17 protein-coding genes and 1 pseudogene are annotated in these 21,624 nt (G+C 40.8%); 8 read left to right on the plus strand and 10 right to left on the minus strand.

What is annotated here, in order from left to right:
- Positions 1 to 247 precede the first annotated feature (247 nt).
- Both V7K85_RS13930 and V7K85_RS13935 read right to left on the minus strand, forming a co-directional pair.
- Positions 248 to 1,285 carry a FecCD family ABC transporter permease gene (locus tag V7K85_RS13930; protein WP_334814241.1) on the minus strand — a complete coding sequence of 346 codons (1,038 nt, stop codon included), beginning with the start codon at positions 1,283 to 1,285 and terminating at the stop codon, positions 248 to 250.
- Positions 1,286 to 1,557: 272 nt separating this feature from the next.
- Positions 1,558 to 2,181, minus strand: a complete 624-nt coding sequence (locus V7K85_RS13935; RefSeq protein ID WP_334814242.1) for a 4Fe-4S single cluster domain-containing protein — start codon at positions 2,179 to 2,181, stop codon at positions 1,558 to 1,560.
- 280 nt (positions 2,182 to 2,461) lie between these two features.
- Here V7K85_RS13935 and V7K85_RS13940 point away from each other — a divergent pair, with 280 nt between their 5' ends.
- From V7K85_RS13940 to V7K85_RS13950, 3 genes are all read left to right on the plus strand, one after another.
- A complete protein-coding gene (locus tag V7K85_RS13940; protein WP_334814243.1) occupies positions 2,462 to 3,655 on the plus strand; it encodes an NAD(P)/FAD-dependent oxidoreductase in 1,194 nt (397 codons plus the stop codon).
- 178 nt (positions 3,656 to 3,833) lie between these two features.
- On the plus strand, positions 3,834 to 4,481 hold the full coding sequence (locus V7K85_RS13945) for an HAD-IA family hydrolase (RefSeq protein WP_334814244.1): 648 nt from the start codon (positions 3,834 to 3,836) through the stop codon (positions 4,479 to 4,481).
- Between the two features lie 346 nt (positions 4,482 to 4,827).
- The gene (locus V7K85_RS13950) at positions 4,828 to 5,979 is read left to right on the plus strand and encodes an alkaline phosphatase family protein (RefSeq protein ID WP_334814245.1); all 1,152 of its coding nucleotides are present in this window, start codon (positions 4,828 to 4,830) and stop codon (positions 5,977 to 5,979) included.
- 241 nt (positions 5,980 to 6,220) lie between these two features.
- Here V7K85_RS13950 and V7K85_RS13955 read toward each other — a convergent pair whose 3' ends face one another.
- On the minus strand, positions 6,221 to 7,564 hold the full coding sequence (locus V7K85_RS13955) for a polysaccharide lyase (protein WP_334814246.1): 1,344 nt from the start codon (positions 7,562 to 7,564) through the stop codon (positions 6,221 to 6,223).
- A 72-nt stretch (positions 7,565 to 7,636) separates the two neighbouring features.
- On the opposite strand from V7K85_RS13955, the pseudogene V7K85_RS13960 reads away from it, so the two are divergent.
- The 3 genes and pseudogenes from V7K85_RS13960 to V7K85_RS13970 all read left to right on the plus strand — a co-directional run.
- Positions 7,637 to 7,952 (plus strand): annotated as a pseudogene (locus V7K85_RS13960) (Hsp20/alpha crystallin family protein); the annotation flags it as partial.
- 254 nt (positions 7,953 to 8,206) lie between these two features.
- Positions 8,207 to 8,731 carry a cyclase family protein gene (locus V7K85_RS13965; protein WP_334814247.1) on the plus strand — a complete coding sequence of 175 codons (525 nt, stop codon included), beginning with the start codon at positions 8,207 to 8,209 and terminating at the stop codon, positions 8,729 to 8,731.
- A 691-nt stretch (positions 8,732 to 9,422) separates the two neighbouring features.
- Complete coding sequence (locus V7K85_RS13970) at positions 9,423 to 10,283, plus strand: Tab2/Atab2 family RNA-binding protein (RefSeq protein ID WP_334814248.1); 861 nt, start codon at positions 9,423 to 9,425, stop codon at positions 10,281 to 10,283.
- Positions 10,284 to 10,561: 278 nt separating this feature from the next.
- Here V7K85_RS13970 and V7K85_RS13975 read toward each other — a convergent pair whose 3' ends face one another.
- Complete coding sequence (locus tag V7K85_RS13975) at positions 10,562 to 10,729, minus strand: hypothetical protein (RefSeq protein WP_334814249.1); 168 nt, start codon at positions 10,727 to 10,729, stop codon at positions 10,562 to 10,564.
- Here V7K85_RS13975 and V7K85_RS13980 point away from each other — a divergent pair.
- Complete coding sequence (locus V7K85_RS13980; protein WP_334814250.1) at positions 10,728 to 12,041, plus strand: TldD/PmbA family protein; 1,314 nt, start codon at positions 10,728 to 10,730, stop codon at positions 12,039 to 12,041. The two genes, V7K85_RS13975 and V7K85_RS13980, sit on opposite strands and share 2 nt — an antisense overlap.
- A 501-nt stretch (positions 12,042 to 12,542) precedes the next feature.
- On the opposite strand, the gene V7K85_RS13985 is transcribed toward V7K85_RS13980, so the two are convergent.
- The 5 genes from V7K85_RS13985 to V7K85_RS14005 all read right to left on the minus strand — a co-directional run bounded on the left by V7K85_RS13985 (position 12,543) and on the right by V7K85_RS14005 (position 18,975).
- Positions 12,543 to 12,734, minus strand: coding sequence for a hypothetical protein (locus tag V7K85_RS13985; RefSeq protein WP_334814251.1), 192 nt, complete (start codon positions 12,732 to 12,734; stop codon positions 12,543 to 12,545).
- A 283-nt stretch (positions 12,735 to 13,017) separates the two neighbouring features.
- Positions 13,018 to 14,163 carry a glycosyltransferase family 4 protein gene (locus tag V7K85_RS13990; RefSeq protein WP_334814252.1) on the minus strand — a complete coding sequence of 382 codons (1,146 nt, stop codon included), beginning with the start codon at positions 14,161 to 14,163 and terminating at the stop codon, positions 13,018 to 13,020.
- Between the two features lie 16 nt (positions 14,164 to 14,179).
- The gene (locus tag V7K85_RS13995) at positions 14,180 to 15,433 is read right to left on the minus strand and encodes an O-antigen ligase family protein (RefSeq protein ID WP_334814253.1); all 1,254 of its coding nucleotides are present in this window, start codon (positions 15,431 to 15,433) and stop codon (positions 14,180 to 14,182) included.
- 678 nt (positions 15,434 to 16,111) lie between these two features.
- Positions 16,112 to 16,411 (minus strand): WGxxGxxG family protein, encoded by a 300-nt coding sequence (locus V7K85_RS14000; protein WP_334814254.1) that lies wholly within the window; start codon positions 16,409 to 16,411, stop codon positions 16,112 to 16,114.
- A 506-nt stretch (positions 16,412 to 16,917) separates the two neighbouring features.
- Positions 16,918 to 18,975, minus strand: a complete 2,058-nt coding sequence (locus tag V7K85_RS14005) for a serine/threonine-protein kinase (protein ID WP_334814255.1) — start codon at positions 18,973 to 18,975, stop codon at positions 16,918 to 16,920.
- Positions 18,976 to 19,596: 621 nt separating this feature from the next.
- On the opposite strand from V7K85_RS14005, the gene V7K85_RS14010 reads away from it, so the two are divergent.
- Positions 19,597 to 20,886 (plus strand): peptidase, encoded by a 1,290-nt coding sequence (locus tag V7K85_RS14010; protein WP_334814256.1) that lies wholly within the window; start codon positions 19,597 to 19,599, stop codon positions 20,884 to 20,886.
- Between the two features lie 195 nt (positions 20,887 to 21,081).
- Here the strand turns inward: V7K85_RS14010 and V7K85_RS14015 are convergent, their stop codons facing one another.
- On the minus strand, positions 21,082 to 21,453 hold the full coding sequence (locus V7K85_RS14015) for a VOC family protein (protein WP_334814257.1): 372 nt from the start codon (positions 21,451 to 21,453) through the stop codon (positions 21,082 to 21,084).
- Positions 21,454 to 21,624 lie beyond the last annotated feature (171 nt).

Below are 21,624 nucleotides of genomic sequence, written 5' to 3' on the forward strand. Positions count from 1 at the left end.
GAGAAACGTTAGTTGAACCACTTCGGCTACTGTGTCAATGGTCAATAGCTCATTTTCAGGAAGTAGAAAAGAAGAGAGAAAGTAAAGACAATCATGTAGAAAGATAAATTATCATTGTTCAATTCATCAAACACTTTTTGGAAATTTCACTGTTAAGCAAAATTTGTGTCCCATTTATTGTCAAATTCCCAGTCGCTGCACTGGTGGTGGGATGGTTTTAAGCCACTTACTTAGAAAGCGTATTAGCTCAAAATTTATTAAACCCAGCAGAACGACGATAAAGTAACCAAATAAACAACGGTGAACCCAGCAAGGCGGTGACGGAACCTACTGGTAGTTCTACTGCTCCTAGCCTAGAGAGTAAATCTGCAAAAGTCAGTAACCATGCACCTGCAAGGGCGGAAAGTGGTAAAACAAAGCGATGATCTGTACCAACAATCAGGCGGACAGCGTGCGGGACAACAAGACCAACAAATCCAATCAAGCCACTAATGCTGACTGCACCTGCGGCTAAGAGAGTGGCGATACCACCAATCAAAAGGCGCGATCGCATCAACGAAATCCCCAAACCCACAGCTAAATCATCTCCCAAAGCCAGCACATTTACCGATCGCGCCAGCAAGCATCCCCCTAGCAATGCAACGATGATGTAAGGGCCAGTCGTCGCAATTTCTTGCCAACCGCGTCCGTTGAGACTACCAACTAGCCAACTCAGCGCGATTTGAATTTGACCGTCTTCAGCTAAAAGTAGCAATGTACTTTGTACAGCACCAAATAAAGAACTCACCGCCACTCCGCCTAAAATCAACCGCTCAACTGAAATTCCCGACCCCGCACGACCAAGTAAAATAACGATCGCTGAAGTCAAAATTGCTCCTATCCACGCTGCTAAAGGAATTGCGATCGGGAATATTTGCCACACGATCATCACAATCACAATTAATCCTGCACCCGCTGAAATGCCCAGAATAAATGGATCAGCAAGACTATTACGTAACATTCCTTGCAGCAAGGCTCCTGACATTCCCAAGGCTGCGCCGACAAGGAGAGCAGCTGTAATCCGCGGGAGACGCAAATCCCAGAGAATTGTCTGTTTAACCGGATCGCCTTTGCGGAGTATGGCTTGCCAAAATTCCGACATACTTAAGGGTACTGCTCCTTGAGAAAGCGACAGCGCTAGCGTTACCACCAGTGCTGTACCAAAGAGTAAAACAGCCCAAAATACGCGGTGTTCAGTAAAAATTGTTTGAAATGGTCTAGTCAAATTCCGGTCTAGTATTTTCATTTACTATAATTCGTCCCAAACAAAGCTGCATTTAAAGAGAGCTTCTCTTTAATCAGGAAGTGGTGAGTGTGGGGAAGTAAAAGTTGAGCCTTTGAGGCTGAGAGTTGAGCCTTTGAGGCTGAGAGTTGAGCCTTTGAGGCTGAGAGTTGAGCCTTTGAGGCTGAGAGTTGAGCCTTTGAGCCTGAGAGTTGAGCCTTTGAGCCTGAGAGTTGAGCTTCAAAGACTCAACCTTTAAGTTTTAGCTCTCCCTACTTCCCCTGCTCCCTCATCTTCTACGTTAACTCCAGCCCACCTTGATAACCGGTGACAATGCGGCTACCGTCCTTGAGGATGTGGACTTCTATTTGGTCGCTAGCCCAAGTAATCTGGTCTTGGAAAGCTGGGTTTAATACACGAACCCGTTGATTGCTAGAAGAGACTGGAGAGTTGGGAGAATTAATTGCCAGAGATTGTACAAAAGGCCCGTCAATCAGGATATCGAGTTGTTCTAACAATGCTTGGGAACCTGGCGGTGCGGATTGGGACTGTAGCTGTTTAAGAGTGAACCCAGTAAAAGACATTACATTTAACCCAGCAGTTTTTACCTTCTGAGCTAAAGACGCCAGTGCAGTTGCTTGCCAAAAGGGTTCTCCACCAGAGAACGTTACACCCATATTGCGGGGATTGCTGAGAATGTTCTCGGCAAGGGTATCAACAGCAATTAATTGGTTAGCTTTAAATGACCAAGAGTCAGTATTAAAGCAGCCAGGACACTCACGAAGACAACCTTGTACCCAGACGACTGCACGACAACCAGGGCCATTAACTTCTGATTGATCAACGTAACCCATAATATTGAGATAGCTAGGGGGAATTTCTATGAGTGGTAGCGATGGGTCAGTTGGCTTAATTTCCATCTCTTTAAATCCTTTTAGCCGTTGCCTGTTAACCGTTAACTATAGCGAATCTCCAGTTATATAACTGTGACTAATGACTAATACTTCTCTACGAGAGGCTGCGCCAACGGCTTCTCTACGAGACGCTACGCGAACGCTCAGTACAAGTGACTAATGACTAATGACTAATGACTAATTGACTAATCCCTGAAAAACTTTGGGGGGTTTGGAAAAGTCCGCTTTAACTTACTAGACTGAAGTTAGTTGCCCAACTAGCATGACCGTCCCATAGATAGAATAGATGACTCAACAAACTTCTAGAATTTGTATCCTTGGCGGAGGCTTTGGTGGTCTCTACACAGCCCTGCGCTTAAGCCAGTTACCTTGGGAACCTACGCAAAAACCCGAAATTGTTCTGGTAGATCAAAGCGATCGCTTCCTATTTTCTCCTTTACTTTACGAATTACTCACTGGTGAACTGCAAACCTGGGAAATTGCCCCGCCGTTTGAAGAACTTTTACAAGGCACAGGGGTGCGTTTTTATCAAGGGGTTGTGTCTGGAATTGACATCGACCAGCAACGGGTAAATGTACATGAAGGGCCGGAAATCCCTTACGACCGATTAGTGCTGGCGCTAGGAGGTGAGACACCGCTAGATTTAGTACCTGGTGCATCAGCCTATGCCTACACATTCCGCACAATCTCTGATGCCTATCGTTTGGAAGAACGCCTGCGATTTTTAGAAGAATCGGATGCTGATAAAATTCGGGTGGCGATCGTTGGGGCTGGTTACAGTGGTGTAGAGTTAGCCTGTAAGTTAGCCGACAGACTAGGGGAAAGAGGACGCTTTCGGATCGTTGAAATCGCTGACCAAATTTTGCGAACTTCCCCAGAGTTTAACCGGGAAGCAGCAAAGAAAGCAATAGAAGCGCGTGGCGTGTTTCTTGACTTAGAAACCAAAGTCGAATCAATAGAGCAAAATACCATTTCTCTAGAGTACAAAAACCAGTTAGACACGATTCCCGTGGATTTGGTAATTTGGACTGTGGGAACTAGGATTGCACCTGTACTGAAATCTCTTCCCCTCAAGCAAAATCAGCGTGGTCAAATCAGCACTACATCCAATCTGCAAGTCTTTGATCATCCAGAAATCTTTGCCTTGGGAGATTTAGCAGACTGTCATGATGTTGAAGGACAGCAAGTCCCCGCCACTGCACAAGCGGCTTTCCAACAAGCTGATTATACTGCTTGGAATATCTGGGCAACTCTGACTAATCGCCCCCTACTTCCCTTCCGCTACCAACAGTTAGGAGAAATGATGACACTAGGAATAGACAACGCCACTCTCACTGGTTTAGGAATTAAACTAGATGGGCGCTTGGCATACGTCGCCCGGCGTATTGCCTATTTATATAGATTGCCAACTTTAGACCATCAACTCAAAGTTGGTTTTAATTGGCTAGTCCGTCCGATCATAGAAACACTTTCTCGGTAACTTCAAGTTGGGCGTTGGGCATTGGGCAAACAGGGCATTGGGCACTTGTACTGAGCGGCGTCGGAGTATTGGCCAAACAGGGCATTGATGCCCCATTCCCTATTCAATTTTGAGTTAGTCGAGTACTAAAGTAACAAGCCAAAATCTAAAATTCTAGATTTAAAATCTTCAAACTTTGATGGAACAACCGAAAGTTATTTTTTTAGATGCTGTGGGCACACTTTTCGATGTTAAAGGCGGTGTGGGTGAAGTTTATAGTCAGATAGCACAGGAATTTGGCGTTACAGTTTCAGCCGAAACTTTAAATACAACGTTCATCCAAAGCTTTAAAGCAGCGCCGCCGCCGATATTTCCAGATGCAGAACTGCAAGATATTGCCCAGCGCGAGTTTGATTGGTGGCGGATAATTGCCCTAAACACTTTTGAAGGTGCAGGTGTTCTCAAGCAATTTTCTGACTTTTCGGCTTTTTTTAGCGAACTTTACATCCACTTTGGCACTGGCGAACCGTGGTTTATCTATCCTGATGTCTTACCAGCTTTAGCCAACTGGCGGCGCTTGGGAGTTAGCTTGGGGGTGCTGTCGAATTTTGATTCGCGGATTTACTCAGTATTGCAAAGTTTAGGGTTGAGAGAGTTTTTTACCTCCGTCACCATTTCTACCCAGGTACGTGCAGCTAAACCTGATCCTCAAATTTTTGCTATTGCCTTAGACAAACATAAATGTTCCCCAGAGGCAGCATGGCATATTGGCGATAGCATTATAGAAGACTATCAGGGAGCTAAAGCAGCTGGACTCAGAGGCGTTTGGATCAACCGTGGAAAATAAGGGAGATATTTTGACTGCCAATTTTAGATTTTAGATTTTAGATTTTAGATTAAAGAAGAAAGAATTATTTGGTTCACATCCTTTCGCTACGCTCAAAGTCAAAGGTCAAAAGTAATTATTTTTTTGACTTTTGACTTAAGAGAAGGGGTGGTGGGCGGAATAAATCCAAAATCCAAAATCCTCGCATTCCCATGCCCCGTAAAAGAGTGGGCGGAATAAGTCCAAAATCCAAAATCCAAAATCCAAAATTGATTGACGCCATTTTTCTAGAATCTCAACACAATTGATATCACAGAAAACACAGCATATACTCAACAGCTGATAATACTAATAATTCATAGTGGTTATGTCAGCACGCCAAACGCCTCAAAAGACTATTTTTGGGCTTTGTTTACTTAGTTTGAGCCTGAGCGCGATCGCTTGCTCGTCAAAGTCTCAAGTATTCACAAAGACGGAACCCACCCCACAACCCATCACAAATGAAAATACAGCAGTAGTAGCCTCCGTCCCCACAAAAGAAGATAAAGCAATCCCTAAATACGAACACATTTTTGTGATTATTGAGGAAAACAAGTCCTACGATCAGATTATTGGCAACTCCAATGCACCAATAATCAATCAACTAGCAAAAACTTACGGCTTTGCTAGCAACTTCTACGCTGAGGTTCATCCCAGCGAGGCTAACTATGTCGCTATTTTAGGTGGTAGTACTTTTGGTATCCATGAAGATGACGCTTTTTATTGTCAGGTTGGTAGTTTCGACATGTTTTGTCATAATTTTCCAAAATCTGACTACGTTAGTCACACTATCGCCTCTAAAAGCTTAATCGACCAACTAGAACAGAAAGGTCTAACGAGTAAGGGATATTTTGAAGACATCCCCAACCCAGGTTCTAAAGCAGTTGTTGCTCCTAGCTGGAACCGTGCGCTGTATGCTTCAAAGCATAACGGTTTTATCAACTTCAAAAAAGTACAAGACGATCCTAATTTGTCAAGCAAGATTGTGGGTTTTGACCAGCTTGCTACTGACCTGAAAAGTGGCAATGTTCCCAATTACAGCCACATTCTACTTAACCAATGCCATGAAATGCACGGTTTACAAGAATGTCCCAATCTGCAACAACTAATTAAAACTGGTGACACAATGATTGATGAAGTTGTCAAACAAATCACCACCTCAAAGCTTTGGGCTGCGTCAGGGAATAATGCGATCGTCATTACTTGGGATGAAGATAACAATCCACACGACAAAAAAGGCACTCAAGGTTGTTGCGGTTTTGACCCCAAAAGTAATGCTAACTTTGGTGGTGGTCACATTGCGACCATTGTAATTACCAACCAAGGTTCACGGAGTGTAGTAGATAAAACACCCTATAATCACTACTCACTGTTGCGAACCACCGAGGATGCTTTTGGGATCTACGAATACCTGAATCTTGCGGGCGATACAGCTAAAGGAGTCAAGCCCATGACACCCCTGTTTGCTAAACAAGAATAGGGATGGAGAAATGGGGCAGAATAAAGTTATCTGTTGAGGCTGACATTGCAGGGGAAGCAGGGCAGAGAATAAAAGCTTAACCCAAGCGTATTGGCACAGGACTTACCGGGACTTAGATAAAAATTAAGCCCAAATAAAGCCCAAACTGGCAATATTCGCGGCAAATACGTCATGATGGGTCAACCAATCAAAAAATCGATCAGACATAGCTGTTCTAAAGGCTTCCCCCAATAAGCGAATTTCATTGCGGAAGCTCATACACAAAGAAATTATCAAATGACACACTATTTGCAGAACTACTAAACCCTACACGTCCCAATATCGGCACATTACCTCCTACTTGTCCTACTAACTCATTATTCCTCCACACCTCAATCATAGGCCCCGCTTGTTTGAGCTCAATATGATCCCATTTGCCAGCCTGTATTGCTGAAGTAAATGTTGCAAGCGTTGTCAAAACTCCGTTTTTCACAGTAAATATTCCATTAAAGCCTCTACGATTAACTAAACTAAAATTTATATAAGAAAAATTACGTAAATCTTTATAATTAAACACTATCGAATAATCTCCTACACTATTAGTGGAGTTAACTTGAGCATCTATCTTTAAATTGAAATTAGTAGGAATAGTTCCTTTATTAAGAGCGAGGTTAGCAGTCACTAATCCGTTTGATTGTACAGGCGATACAAGATCGTAACGTTCTAAACGTCGAAGCCACGTCCCTCCTGTTATGACCTCAAATGGATTTATTGTTGAAGTGAATGTATCATTTATGTAGGGAGTACCTAAGGTGCTAATCTTAGCGTAATTTGAGTCTTTAGAACCAATTCTAACATCATCAACATAAAGTACTCGAGTATTCAATGTTGACAATTGAGGCCTTATTTTCCAATCATATTTATAAATTCCAAATTTTAAATAAGGATAGCGATCGTCATTATAGCGATTAGGACCTACTTTTTTAATCTTCTGAACACCATCCTGCCATAGCTCAATTAATCCGTTCTCATCAAGTGCCCATCGAATATGAACAACAATATTTGTCCAACGATTAAGGTTGATATTTCCTAAATCATAATTTGATTCACCATCATATTTATCATCACCAATTTTTTTAAACTGCCATCGATTTGTCAGGTTAAGTTTGTTATTTGAAACCCATAAAGAAAGCGATGGCCTTTGCCAAGGCTCCCCTGGATCGGGAATATCATGCCACTGGGCGATAATTTCAGGAGACTGCTCAGATGTGTAGTTTTCTGGAAACAGATAATTAAGATTAAACCACATTTCTTGAACCAAAGGAAAAGCTGTTCTTGCTTCCACTCTCTTACTTGTTGTTACATCAGGATCGCTTCTTCTCAGCTCAAATCGTGCTCCGTAACGCCCATGCCTAGTAATCATAGGTATTGTAGAGAATGAATAAGAACAACAAGATTCAAGCTGTGGGCTACCTAAGCCTTGTTCAAAATCACCATCAAACAACGGTAGTTGCTCCGCGACTGCTAAATCTTGAGCAGTTAAAAAAGAGAGTGTGATCAGAAATGTACGCAGATAGTGAAAAGAAGATAGGCGTGGAATAATCATATACTACATTCTATTGTACGGTTTGATTCATGGTGATGTTACCACAAATCTGCACGGTTTGAAAAAGGCTTTATCACAGTTCCGGCTGCTGAGTTGCATTCGTCTAATGATGCGATTCATCTGAAGTTATAACTGCCAAAACTGGAAGCTAAAGACTTAGATATTCAAGTGACTGAAGACGCTGTTCACAGTTTTTGTTGAGCGCAAGTCTGAAACTAAAACTCAAAACAATGGCACTAGCAAGAGCGAATTTTTTTATGATAAATTCCAACGTGTAATTCCTCTATCTGTTCGGATTAAAAATACCAATATTACGGCAGATTATAAAGACGGCATTTTGAACCTGACACTGCCCATATCCGAGCAAGAAAAGAACTGGAATCAATAAAACAGGAATGACTATTAGAACATTAGTTTTATGAGATAGCAGCGTTGCAAATACGACAAAATACCCCGAAATATCTACAGCATAAACAATGTAGCAGTTTGTGGTAAAAAAATTAGAGTCTTCAAAAGTAATAAGAAAAGAAAAAATGATAAACCATTCACATTTGAAGCAGAAACTAGATAGATTTTGGCGTCAAATATTTCAAAAAACTTTCTGGGGAATTGTTTGTTTAATAGTTCTGTTTAGTACTGGTTTTGTGTCTGCCAACGCTGTACAGCCATGACTATCCAGCTATTGATGAATTGCCAGCTACTTTTGCTGTTCGCCCTCTAGTAGTAATTCCAATTCAAGATCAAGTTGCCCTAGACCCCAATTATCACCTGAGTATCAAAGATATTCAGGATTGGGAACGCAAACATGGCAGGATTCCACCGGGATCTGTTGTGTTTGTTCGCTCTGATTGGTCTAAAGCATGGCCAAACCCCGAACTAGCTACAAGAACTAAGTTTCCTGGAGTGAAGCTAGAAGCTTTGCAGTTTCTGCACCTTCAGCGCCAAATTCTTTTCCACGGACACGAACTCCTAGATACAGACAGTACCCCAACGTATGAAGGAGAAGCTTGGCTGTTGAAAAATGGATATACCCAAGCAGAGGGTGTTGCAAATCTAGATCAGGTGCCAGAAACAGGGGCCTTGATCTCTATTGGGTATGCTAAATTTAAAGGTAGTTTAGGAGGTTATGCTCCTTACATTGCTATCTGTCCGTCAGACTGGAAATAGGGCGTTTCAGTAGGGCAAATACCGGAGTCTCCCCTACAAAAAGCAGATAAATCCCTCCACTGGGATACAAAATAGGGTGTACGGTTACGGTGAGATGAAGCAATTCAGTTATTTCTTCTTCACTTGAATGATCAGCGATCGCTCATATAGCATTCCTAAATCATTTGTAAAATAAATTAACCGCAGAGGCGCAGAGAAGCCAGTGCGTTGGGCGGGTTCCCCGACTTGTTCGCGCAGCGTCTCCCCTTCTCCCTTTGGGAGAAGGGGAGACTGATGCCGCGCATAGCCCAGCGTAAAGCCTTCTCTTCTCCTTTGGAGACGCTGTTCGCGTTCGAGAGGCTTTTCATTTGGGAGTTACTTTGATGTGAAAGCTATGCTAATCAAGCATTATAGCCAATTTTCATTGTTATTTTTGTTTAAGTCCCATTAAAGGCTCAACCTTGCCAATCCACACTCCCCCACTCCCAAAACAGTTCGGTTAAGATCCCCCCGCCTGCGGCGACCCCCTTTTTAAGGGGGTAAAGGAAGAAAATAGCCCCCCTATCGGGGTGTTGGGGGGATCTTCGCAGGGTAAACAAGCTAACCGAACCGTATTGCCCCGACTCCCCCCTCGCTTATTCCCCATGCTGCCCTAACACTCGTATGATCAAAATATTAGGAAAACATAACAGCCAGATTTTTACCGCAAAACATGGGCAGTATTTGGGAAATCGATTTTTACTCCCGTCCGATTTTGGACGCCAATCAGAAAAAAATTTGGGAAGTCTTAGTCTGCGAAAGTCCCTTGGATATCAGCACAAAAGCAGATTCTTTGTTTCGCTATGCTCAATATTGTCCCAGTACCCAGGTAAATTCGGGCTGGTTGCGGACAGCATTGCAGGAAGCTATTAACCAAGCTGGAAAAGCACCAATTAAAATCCGCTTTTTCCGCCGCCAAATGAACAACATGATTACTAAAGCTTGCCAAGACTTGAGCATACCCGCCCAGCCTAGCCGCCGCACTTTGGTTCTCAACCAATGGTTAGAACAGCGGATGGAGGAAGTGTATCCTCAAGAACCAGGGTATCAAGGGGGGACTAATCCCTCAGTCCGCTTGGAAAAACCTTTGCCGCAACGTTTACCAGATGCTTTGGAAGGACAGCAATGGGTATTTGTTACCTTAGATGCTGCGGATTTGGCAGAAATGCCAGAGTGGGAAATTGGCTTTGGTGAAGCTTTCCCCCTAGAATTGGCGCAAGTTTCACCCGAAGCCCGTATTCCTGGTATTTTGATTTTCTCACCGAGAGCGTTGCCCCTAGCAGGCTGGATGTCTGGTTTGGAGTTGGCTTTCTTAAGATTTGACACCAGCGAAGAGGCGAGATTGCTTTTAGAAACTGGTGTAACTGAAAGCTGGATTGTGGCAAATATCAAAAAACCTCAAATCTTAGCAGAAGCCAAAGGTTTTGAAGAAGCCAAGCAAAAAGCTAACGGAGTGCATTTTATCGGTATCCAGTCTGATCCCAAAGCAGAATCTTTTGCTGGTTTTTGGCTGTTGCAAGAGGTTAATCTCTGAAAATAGGCATTGGGCACTTGTACTGAGCGTAGTCGTAAAGCCTACGGCATAGCTACGCTTAGGGCGCAGCCTAAGAAGAGAAGTATTGGCCAAACAGGGCATGGGGTACTTGTACTGAGCGTTGCCGTAAAGCCTGCGGCATAGCTATGCTTAGGGCGCAGCCTAAGAAGAGAAGTATGGGGCATGGGCAGAGAATGACTAATGATTAAGAACTGAAAATAGCGATCGCTAAGATCCGTCGAGAGATGGCGATGATTTGGGATAATAAACTGCGTCCATCAGCGTTGATCTGCGGTTCCAAATCGCAACTGCCGAAACACGCTGATGATTTTTGGATAGTTATCTGCGTCCATCAGCGGAAAGTCTAATCGTCGGCTTTTGGCGATCAGATTTTCAACAGACAGCGTTGATATGCGGTTCAAAATCCACAATTCACTAAGGCTCATGGGTTCTGAAAATTTGTCACAAGATACACTAGCCGAACAGCTGCTGGAACTAGCGATAAAATCTGGAGCAGAAGCTGCTGAGGTTTATCAGTCGCGATCGCTTTCTCGTCCAGTGTTTTTTGAGGCAAACCGACTCAAACAGCTAGAAACCAACCAATCTGAAGGTACAGCACTACGGCTTTGGCGAAACGGGCGTCCGGGACTTATGGTGGCTTACGGTTCTGTCCTAGCCGAAGTAATGGTGGAAAAAGCTCTGGCACTGAGTCAACTAAATCAACCAGAAACAGTAGAATTAGGCTCTAACTTTCAGCCCTCCTACCCACACTTGGGGGAAAGTGTGCCGATAGAGGTTTTGGTAGACTGGGGCAAAGAAGCGATCGCACTCATCCGCGATGCCTATCCAGACGTTGTTTGCAATGGTGACTGGGAATGTGATGTTGAAACTACTAGACTAATCAATACCAAAGGTTTAGATTGTCACTATACCGACACTACCCTCAGCTGCTACATGTCAGCAGAATGGGTGCGTGGTGATGATTTTTTGAATGTTTCCGATGGACAAACTCAGCGGGGTGAACTCCACTCAGAGAAATTAGCTAATCAAATTTTACAGCGGTTAATTTGGGCCAGAGAAAATGTCTCACCTCCTACTGGTCGCGTCCCGATTTTGTTCACTTCTAAAGCCGCCGATATGCTTTGGGGTACTGTGCAAGCAGCTTTGAATGGCAAGCAAGTTTTAGAAGTAGCTTCGCCTTGGGCAGAACGCTTGGGTAATCTAGTAGTTGCACCCAGCCTCACTCTCTACCAAGACCCGGAAGCCGGCCCTTACAGTTGTCCTTTCGATGATGAAGGTACTCCTACTAAATCTTTAGTATTTATCCAAAACGGGACTTTACAGCATTTCTATGGCGATCGCACCACCGGAGGCCAACTGGGTACTGACACCACTGGAAATGGTTTTCGCCCTGGTTTAGGTAGCTATCCCACCCCTGGTTTATTTAATTTTCTGATCCAGCCAGGTTCGGCATCGCTACCAAATTTGATTCAACAACTAGATGATGGCTTGATTGTGGATCAAATGTTGGGTGGTGGCGGCAGTATTTCTGGAGATTTTTCGATCAATGTTGATTTAGGCTACCGCGTGCAAAATGGTCAGGTAATTGGGCGCGTTAAGGATACGATGGTTGCAGGTAATGTCTACACAGCCCTCAAGCAATTGGTTACACTGGGCAACGATGCTGATTGGAATGGTTCTTGTTACACTCCATCTTTGATAGTAGAAGGGCTATCTACCACGGGGAGAAGCAATTAAATAATTCGTAATTCCTAATAGACATCTCCAGAAAAGAATGTAGAGACGCGAAATTTCGCGTCTCTACAAGGGTTTGAGTGAATGCATAATTAATTTTCCCAGATGTCTAATTGAGGACAGTGCTTGTGTAGTAGCGAATTATATCTTCCAATGACTTTTAAAACATTCTCTGAGATTTCAGTAACAGCTTTTTAGTAGAGACTTGTAGTCCAAAATCTAAAATCGTTCAGCTGAGGCTCACGGCGAAGTCTAAAATCAAAAATTGCGATGAATCAGCGCTTTCGCACCTGGTAGCAGCCTAAAAGAGGTTTAGCGATCGCCCAGCATCGGCAGTGGTAGATTATTAGTACCAGTAGCTAATCCCGAAACAGCGGGTATTTTATTACAAATCGCAGCAGCCATTGCCCGCGATCGCCTCTGGTGTAGAAAGTACAGTGATTTGGGTTAGGGGTGCAATTAATAATTAAAAAAAGAGGGATTACAATATAATTATTGATTTTACTAATAATAAAATATACCAATAATCAGAGCAACAATTATTGGTATTAAGATTGGAATAGCCACTATTAGTCCCCACTTCCCAAACTTAATTTCCTCACCCTCAGATTTTAAAAACGCAATCCAACCTACAACTCCCATCAAAATCCAAATACACCCAAAACCCAGAAATATAACAAACACTGAATCTTCCATTTTTCACCAATTAAATGTATATAAAAAAACTGGATAATAAATTTTAATTCATCTCTTTTTGAGTAAATAGCTGAGATGTTAGCTATTTACTCACAGTTTTTATTGCTACATTTTAGCAACTACCTTTCATCGACCGCTTGGAATGAATATTCTCTCTCTTAACAGTTAAGCGTTTCATTGATTTAGAATGGGTGGTTTCCTTACGCTGTGCTGTACTAGAGCATCGATAGATAAATCTGCAAATATCTCTATTGAGAATTTCCTCATTTCCTTAAATTCTAACTTAATCACCACCCAATAACTTTGCTAAACTTGCACGAAACTGGCTAAAATCAAAAGCTTCAATAGTTCTTTGTTGCAAGTATTCTGGTTGGTAAACCACTGGGTTAGAGCAATCACCTTGCAGGATTTGAATTAGATTATCTGCAATTTCTTCTACGTTGTCAGGATCAACTAAACATCCCAACTTCCCCTCAGCCAGGGGATCTACAGAACCATCTTGATTACCCGCCAGCACAGGTTTACCACAAGCTAACGCTTCTAGATAAACAATACCAAATCCTTCTCCTTTACTAGGCAAAGCAAAAACATCGCAGAAATTGTAATAAGCACACAATTCTTCATCTGGTACAAATCCTGCAATAGTCACACAATCTTCTAGATTTAAGCTGGTAACTAAAGTTTTAATTCGAGGTATATCATCTCCTTTACCTGCAAGAATAAAATGAACATTAGGGACATGCAAGCGGACTTTAACTAAGGCATGAAGGATTTGGTCATAACCCTTGTATTTTGCCATGCTTCCCATCCGCGTTACTGTTAGAATTATAGGCTGTTCATTTGTTAAGTTATATCGCTTGAGCAAGTAGGCAGGCTTAGGATTTATTTTAAATTCACTGGAATCAAACGTATTAGGTAAAATGACTATTTTATCTGAGTCAATATTTTTATATTGAAGCAAGCGCTGGCGAGTGTAATTACTAACACTAATAATTTTATCTGCTTTTTGTAATGCTAATTTTATAGCATTATTTTCAATATCCCAAACTTCTAAGCCATGAGCAACTACCCAGTAAGGAATCCCAGTGAGAAGTTTTAGAAAATAACAAGCAATCGCATAGTTAACATGAGTTGATATGACTATAGTGGGACGTTCGATAATAGCCAAAATAATTATTTTGGCAGCAAATAAAATAGTTTGCAATAATCTTGGTAAATTTCCAAAATAATGGAACTTTGTTAAACTTAAAAATTGCAAGTTTTGCTGCTGTCTTAAATTACGCTTGTCATACTTCAAAAATACATCATAATTAGCTTCAATATATACATCTTGTATAGCTTTCAGCAAAAATAATGAGTAAACTTGAATACCTCCTTTAAAATCAAATATATTCGGAAATATTAAGTAAAAATGATGTTTATCAATCATAGTTTTTTTGAAAACTTTAAATAATTTCAGGCTTTAATTGCATAACAAAATCTTTTCGAGAATTGATAGCTGCTGCTATAAAATAAAATTCAATAGTTGTAAAAGTATAGTCTTCAGTAAAAAAATCTAACATTTGAGACGCTAAAAACATAATAATCGAAACAGTAACTAGAGAATTAGCATATTTAACTTTAAATATTATTTTTACTAAAAAATTAGTAAATAGTAATAATCCAGGAATTCCTTGTTCTGTTAACACATTTAAAAATATATTATGTACATGAAAACCTTTATGTCCCCAAACTTTTACTCCTATCTGTTCTGCAAAAACTCCTATGCCTATACCAGTAAGTGGCCTTTTAATAGTTTCATTAATAGCTGCCTGCCAAATTTCAAACCTTGCCAAGCCTGTTGTTATTATAGTAAGAAGCGTTTTTTTATTTGGATTTACTAAATTTGAATTTTCTGAAAATACCTTAAATACATTAATTAATGGAAATATTTTACTATCTGCCAAACCAATTCTCTGTGTAGAAACTGGTACGGTTACAATGCATAAAAATAAAAAGCTAGTTAAATAAATCATTTTCCTAAAACTAATAATTTTATATATTAACAAAAGAAACATGCCAATTATGAAAGTTAACCAACCATTTCCGCTTGCAGATAAAGCTAAGGAAATTATAAAAATTAATTCGCTTAGATATAATTCAATTTTAGAAATCTTATTCTGCTTTTCTAAAATCAGGCTTAAACATAATCCAATGGCTACTATTACCCCAAATTGATTAGGGTTTTGCATAATTGAACCAATCTCGGGATAAAAGCTGGGAAATTTTAATAATTTGAAAATCCAGTAGCTGGGAAGTAAAACTTCTAAAAAACCCAAAACTGCAATTATCTGTATTAAATATAATATGCAACGATAGTAAAATGTTAAATATGGTGTTTTTGTATTCTTAAAAGCTAACACCAAAAAAGCAAAAAATAGGATAAAGTAAACTGAATATTTTATACTATAGATAATCGCAATAGTTGGAAATTGGCTCATTAATGAGGAAAGCCACATCCACAAATACATTAAACTTATAGATATCAAAATTCCTTTATGCTTTTTAACAACTTCTGGTATAGATTTTAAAGACAAACTAATTATACCAAAGCTAAATGCCGGAAGTAATAAATAATGAATACCAATATTTATTCCAGGAAATTTAATCCGCCCTAAAAGCGAAGAAAATAGTATGAGTAGGAAAAATATATTAATCATAACTTTGTCGTTGTGAATACTTGTTTGACAACAAAAACGCTAAATTAAACCCACATTCGCAGGTTTAAGCAGAGATTATGATATTTTTCTCAGAGGATGTTTTAAAAGTAGTTTGCTGTAATTTCAAGCACTTATTGATCCCCCCTAACCCATGCCAGTGGCTCATGGGAGAAACCACTCTTGTTGCACGTGGCGTGGATTTAGGGGGATCTAAAATGTTTTGCTACCGACCAGAAAACTTTTAAAATATCTTCTCAGCTAAAATACTGAGTACGTAAAGAATATTATCATATTACAGCCATTGCCGATGTACGTAAACTTAAAAGCGATCGCCAGCCCCTAGATTTACCAAAAATAACCACCGTTGAAGCTCTGAAAGCTATACTAGGAGGGCAGTTTTGTTCATCAATTTTATTTTTGAGAAATCCCAACAGTACTTACGCAAAATCATGAGAAAACGAACCGCATAGACGCAAAGCGGCTTCCCGCAGGGTAGGAATAAGAGTTTCAGAGAGTTCTTGTATAAGTCCTGCCCAATTAACAATTCAACCGGGAAACTTGGCACACCCTCACTCCCCAAGGGTTGAAGTCATGTAAAGGCACAAACAAAGCCCGCATTGACAGGCTTTGTTCGTAATTATCTTGAGAACTTACGCCAAATTAGAACGCAACTCGTTATTAATAATTAGAATGGGAGCTAGAGGAGCCTGCCACATTAGAGTCACCATAACCTACAGTCTCATTGTCTCTGCGGCTCTTACGACCAAACAAACCAAATAAACCAAGCAAGCCCAGTAAACCCCAATCACGATGCCGATAATTTCCGTCGGTAGCAGTGCGGTCTGTAGTAGTATTTGTAACAGTAGCATCAGGAGTAGTTGTTGTCTGAGCAGAAGCAGGTAGAACTGTGGGCAAGGTAGCTAAACTTAGAGCTAGAACACTACTTCCCAAAATTTTGGAGAGATTAAAGCGTTTCATGATCACATTCCTCAATTTAATTGCTGTCAGTAATAGTTAAAGCTTATGCAATTCTGACAGCGCCAGCATCAATCTTTAGCTGCAAATATAAATCCGCTTAAAGTTGCATTTGTAATTGAGTGAATAAGCATTTTGGCATACAATAAATTACCGTGCATGGTAAATTATGCAATACTGAAGTCGCTGATTGCATGAAAGCTAGCTCGATTCCAGAAGCTAAAATTTTTATTTTTAAAACTGAAAATTACCTCTTCAGGTATGACGGATACCGATAATTGAAAGCAATATTTCCGAAGCGATCGCCTTTGGTTTATAAAATACAGTGATTCTCGTCAGGGGTGCGCTTAATATTAAAGTATTTCATAAATGCGGGATAATTTTATCGGTTTTCCTTTGCATCTTTGCGTGAGACTTTAATGCCATAAATGTGCATACCCACAATTCACAATTGACATTTATACTAAAATATGAATTGCATTATCTCTCTACAAAAATTTCTGCACTTTTCAGTGAATCATCTGCCAAACCTTGAGAATGTTCTCACCACTCCCACCAGCGGCAATAGTTTGTCCATCTGGGCTGATGGCAATGGCATAAATATATCCAGAACCCGTTTCTAAAGTGCGGATTTGCTTTCCGGTTACCGGATTCCACAGTTTAATTGTCTTGTCACTACTACCACTGACAAGGGTGACACGATTTGGAGTTGCACTGGGCAAAAAGGCGACGGAATTAACATTATCATTATGTCCCTTTAGGGTGTGGATTAACTTTCCTGTTTTCAGATTCCACAATTTAATTGTTTTGTCTTTACTGCCACTGGCAAGGGTGACACTATCGGGAGCAAAAGCGACCGAAAGAATCCGCTCACTATGTCCCTTTAGGGTGCGGATTAACTTTCCTGTCTCCAGATTCCACAATTTAATTGTCTTATCCCAGCTACCACTAGCAAGGGTTTTGCCATCAGGACTGAAAGCTACGGAATTAACTCCATCGCTATGTCCCTGTAAGGTGCAGATTAACTTTCCTGTCTCCAGATTCCACAGTTTGATTTTCATGTCCTTACTAGCGCCGCCACTGGCAAGAGTTTTGCCATCAGGACTGAAAGCTACGGAACTAACTCCGTCGCTATGTCCCTGTAAGGTGCGGATTAACTTTCCTGTCTCCAGATTCCACAGTTTGATTGTCTTGTCCGCACTACCACTGGCAAGGGTTTTGGCATCAGGACTGAAGGCTACAGTCCAAATCCAATTGGAATGTCCTTCTAAAGTCTGGATTTCCTGTCCACTTGCCAGATTCCATAGCTTAATTGTCTTATCATCACTACCACTGACAAGAGTTTTGCCATCAGGACTGAAAGCTACAGAATTGACATCGCTGGAATGCCCCTTGAGGGATTTGGGCACAAAAAGATTTTTCGAGACGCTTTTTTTGGGCTTAACAGGTTGAGAAATAGGCTGAGGAAACTCGCTTTTATGAGGCCGAGACTGTAAATACCAAACTCCCCCCAATCCCATCACCAAAATGCTAGTACCTAAAAGCAGTTGACTTTTTAGCTTGTTATTTGGTTTTGGTGAAACTGGCCTTTTGTTTATTGGGGTAGCTGGAAATGTTGGTGTAAGTATAGTTGGAGGTACTGATGGCAATAGTGGTAGCCGAGGTGTCAAGTCAGTGATGACTTCATCAGCCGATTCGTAACGCTTTTCGATGTCTAATTGCAACAGCTTATCCAAAACTTCACCCAACTCGATAGACACAGAAGCCCCATCCCTACCTGAACTAATCAAATATTGTCGCCAAGATGTAACCCAACTATAGCCCTGCTGTATCCACAGTTGAGATGGGCGAACCCCAGTCAGTAAATGAAAACAAGTCGCCCCCAAGCTGAATAAATCACTTGCTGGATAAGCTTTTCCATATTGCATCTGTTCAAGTGCAGTGTAACCGTGTGAGCCAATAACAGTGCCCATTTTAGTCTGCACTGTTGCCGTTAGCTGCTTGGAGGCTCCAAAATCAATTAGCACTAATCGCCCGTCACTTTGACGGCGAATAATATTTTGTGGTTTGATATCCCGATGAATCACTCCCCGTACATGGATAAACTTCAGCACGGGCAGTAAATCTAGCAAAAGTTCACGAATCTCTGTTTCGCTATAGCTTCCCCGCCTCTCCGATTCCTTAAGCAAGTTTTGCCCATCGACAAACTGCTGTACTAAAAATAGATAGGTATTTTGCTCAAAATAAGCCAATAAAGTTGGAATTTGCGGATGTTCTCCGAGTTCTTGCAGTCGGCTTGCTTCTTGTTTAAATAGCTCAATGGCCTTTGTTAGTGCCTTAGTTCCCTGAAGTTTTGGTGCAAATTGCTTAACAACACAGCATTCATTCAGTTTGTGTACATCTTCTGCCAGATAGGTTCTACCAAATCCGCCCTCATCTGACAACACCTGAGTGGGATGATAGCGACCTCCCAACAGGGGTATCAATTCCGCTCTACAACTGTGGCAATACTTGTTTTTATCAGGATTTAGGGGTTTTTGGCAATCGGGATTCACACAACAGAGCATACTGGGAATCCATTTCCATGTGGGAGTATATATTCATTTTAAGTCATGCAGTATAATCTCTCTTGTTAGTCAATATCACTGAGATACCATACAAATCCCCAATTTCCTTACCTCATCAGGTATTGAACAATTTAAAAAACTTCGAGGAAGTTGTGCTTAAGCGATGCTTTTTGACGAATTGATCGGCGTCAACTAAGTAAGTGGGCGGGAAAATTTCCAAATATGTAACGAAATATAAATTCAGTACATACCTCACAAATACGTTATTTCACCGTTTTTACAAAACTAAACATATGTCGGTATATGTCGGTTTTATCGTACTTACCTACTTAGTCCGGCAGCAATTCACTTAATTTCGGAAATATATCTGGGCACAAATCCGAAAAGCGGCAATTTCAACTTGTAGCTAAGTATATACTTACAAAATTGAGATTCACTTGAGTAAAGCTTGGTAAAAATCCACCTACCATCTCAAACCAGACAATTGCTTGAGCAAGTTATTAAAGGTAGGTAAACTTCCACCACAGTGTACTAGCAATCTAAATTGGAATATAAATTTTTAGACTTCAAATTCATCTATCTCTTAAATACAAAATCATCAGCCAAATTAGGAGCGTAATTATGCTAGGAAAAAACAATAACTATCGTCGCAAATTAAGTCGCATTTTAATTTCTTGCTTGAGTAGTAGTTTTTTGCTCACAAGTAATGTGCTACCTATAAGTGCTTTGGCAAAACCTCAAAGTTCTCAAGACTTCATAATTGCCAAATCACCAGATGAGAGACAACCAGAAGCAGTAGAAAAAGCAATTGAGCAAATTCCTGCTTCTCAAGCGTCAGTATCTCCAAGACGCAAGACATCTATTGAGTCACCAATCCAGTCTAATGTATCTTCTGACACAGGTAACTCTAACCAAGCAAGCAATAGTTCCAATGATGATTCGACTTCTAAACCATCCAGACGGAGAAATTATAGCCAAGCAAGCAATAGTTCCAGTGATGATTCGACTTCTAGACCATCCAGACGGAGAAACTCTACCCAAGCAAGCAATAGTTCCAATGATGATTCGACTTCTAGACCATCTAGACGGAGAAATTATAACTCAAACTCTGTGTCTTCAAATTCAGGCAGAGTTCGCAACTCGAATTATAACTCAGGTAGACGTAGCAACCAAAATCTCGACGATTCACGGGTTTATACGTCGGTGACACCTACTTTCAAGAAAATTAACTTTGTAGATGTTGCATTGGGTATTCTGAGTAAGCGTGACTTTCAATCTCAAGGTAGATATTTTCATTTCTATCAGTTTGACGGCAGAGAAAATCAATTAGTCCAAATTAGGCTGATTGGTAGTAATGATACACGCAAAACAAATAACTTGAGTTTAAAACCCTTGTTATTTCTGCACGATCCTGATAATAATATCATCGTCAAAAAAGGCACTTTGGAAAAAAGCAGTGATGGCGATGATGCATTTATTTTTGCGCGACTGCCGAAGAACGGTACTTACAAGATTGCAGTTACAAGCCAAGATCCCGGAGAGATAGGTCGCTATAGTCTGGCTTTAAGGAATGACAGAGCTAGCTATACTTTAGATGAATCAGGTCAACTAACTGCCAAAAGCTCAACTCTTAAACAAAATGGAGGCGCTTACAATGTTTCTAATTTTCAAGGGAGAAAAAATCAGCTTGTAAGTATTCGTGTAGATAGTGTTGATGAAGAGTTTTCGCCTTACATAGCTTTGTTAAATTCTCAAGGAAAGACGATCGCTATAGTTAAAGACAAAGACAAAGATGGTGCGTACAGTGCCTTAATTGACCGAGCTAGGTTGCCTGAAGATGATACTTACTATATAGTTGTTACTTCCAAGAATCCCCAGGAACGCGGTAAATACAGATTGACTATCTTCTGAGAATTTAGGTTACTTAAAACTACCGCTTTATTGCCGTGGGTTGGGGGATCTTAGAGGGTTATGTAACAGCATCTAAAAAGCTAACAATCTTAACTAACCTGCGGAATGTAGGCTAGATGCACAGCTTGGGGATTAGGTAGTAACATGAGTTCAGTTGCTGCCTAACTCCCCGATTTCAGCAGTTAATAGTTAAGACTACGGATTTTGCCGAAGCCCCAACAAGTTTCCGTCAATATCCTTGAACACAGACAATTGAACTCCGTGACCGACATCTGTAATGGGCCCAACTTCAACTCCTTTTTCAATAAGGCTTTGACGAGCGGCAACTATATTGTCTACAACAAAGGTATTAACAGCACTACCTGTTTCAACTGACTTACTTAAGTTCAGTCCAATTGCAAAGCGCCCAATATCAGGGATACTAAACTGTCTCCAGCTAGGCGTGTCATATTTTGATTCAGGGACTAAACCGAGTTTGTCCTTGTACCACTCGACACTAGCTTCCAGATTAGTAACGTCTACTTTACTGACAAAACTATATTCACCAAAGGTGTTTTTCAATGTCATAATCTACTGTGCTAATCCAAAACATTTGCAATATAGCTATTATCAACCTTTTTCGGGACGAAAAACTGTAAACCTATCGTTAAACAGTAGTTTAATATTTAGACGCAGATCATGAAAATTCATCCCAAATCAATTCTTCTTTTAGTTCAGTAATTCTCCTTTGGAAACATT

The sequence above is a fragment of the Nostoc sp. genome, from assembly GCF_036917615.1.
Classification (GTDB): domain Bacteria; phylum Cyanobacteriota; class Cyanobacteriia; order Cyanobacteriales; family Nostocaceae; genus Nostoc.

Bases quoted from the DNA above. Each gene is read 5' to 3' on its own strand.
- V7K85_RS13930 (WP_334814241.1), bottom strand. From the start codon at position 1,285: ATGAAAATACTAGACCGGAATTTGACTAGACCATTTCAAACAATTTTT.
- V7K85_RS13935 (WP_334814242.1), bottom strand. From the start codon at position 2,181: ATGGAAATTAAGCCAACTGACCCATCGCTACCACTCATAGAAATTCCC.
- V7K85_RS13940 (WP_334814243.1), top strand. From the start codon at position 2,462: ATGACTCAACAAACTTCTAGAATTTGTATCCTTGGCGGAGGCTTTGGT.
- V7K85_RS13945 (WP_334814244.1), top strand. From the start codon at position 3,834: ATGGAACAACCGAAAGTTATTTTTTTAGATGCTGTGGGCACACTTTTC.
- V7K85_RS13950 (WP_334814245.1), top strand. From the start codon at position 4,828: ATGTCAGCACGCCAAACGCCTCAAAAGACTATTTTTGGGCTTTGTTTA.
- V7K85_RS13955 (WP_334814246.1), bottom strand. From the start codon at position 7,564: ATGATTATTCCACGCCTATCTTCTTTTCACTATCTGCGTACATTTCTG.
- V7K85_RS13970 (WP_334814248.1), top strand. From the start codon at position 9,423: ATGGGCAGTATTTGGGAAATCGATTTTTACTCCCGTCCGATTTTGGAC.
- V7K85_RS13980 (WP_334814250.1), top strand. From the start codon at position 10,728: ATGGGTTCTGAAAATTTGTCACAAGATACACTAGCCGAACAGCTGCTG.
- V7K85_RS13975 (WP_334814249.1), bottom strand. From the start codon at position 10,729: ATGAGCCTTAGTGAATTGTGGATTTTGAACCGCATATCAACGCTGTCT.
- V7K85_RS13985 (WP_334814251.1), bottom strand. From the start codon at position 12,734: ATGGAAGATTCAGTGTTTGTTATATTTCTGGGTTTTGGGTGTATTTGG.
- V7K85_RS13990 (WP_334814252.1), bottom strand. From the start codon at position 14,163: ATGATTGATAAACATCATTTTTACTTAATATTTCCGAATATATTTGAT.
- V7K85_RS13995 (WP_334814253.1), bottom strand. From the start codon at position 15,433: ATGATTAATATATTTTTCCTACTCATACTATTTTCTTCGCTTTTAGGG.
- V7K85_RS14000 (WP_334814254.1), bottom strand. From the start codon at position 16,411: ATGAAACGCTTTAATCTCTCCAAAATTTTGGGAAGTAGTGTTCTAGCT.
- V7K85_RS14005 (WP_334814255.1), bottom strand. From the start codon at position 18,975: ATGCTCTGTTGTGTGAATCCCGATTGCCAAAAACCCCTAAATCCTGAT.
- V7K85_RS14010 (WP_334814256.1), top strand. From the start codon at position 19,597: ATGCTAGGAAAAAACAATAACTATCGTCGCAAATTAAGTCGCATTTTA.
- V7K85_RS14015 (WP_334814257.1), bottom strand. From the start codon at position 21,453: ATGACATTGAAAAACACCTTTGGTGAATATAGTTTTGTCAGTAAAGTA.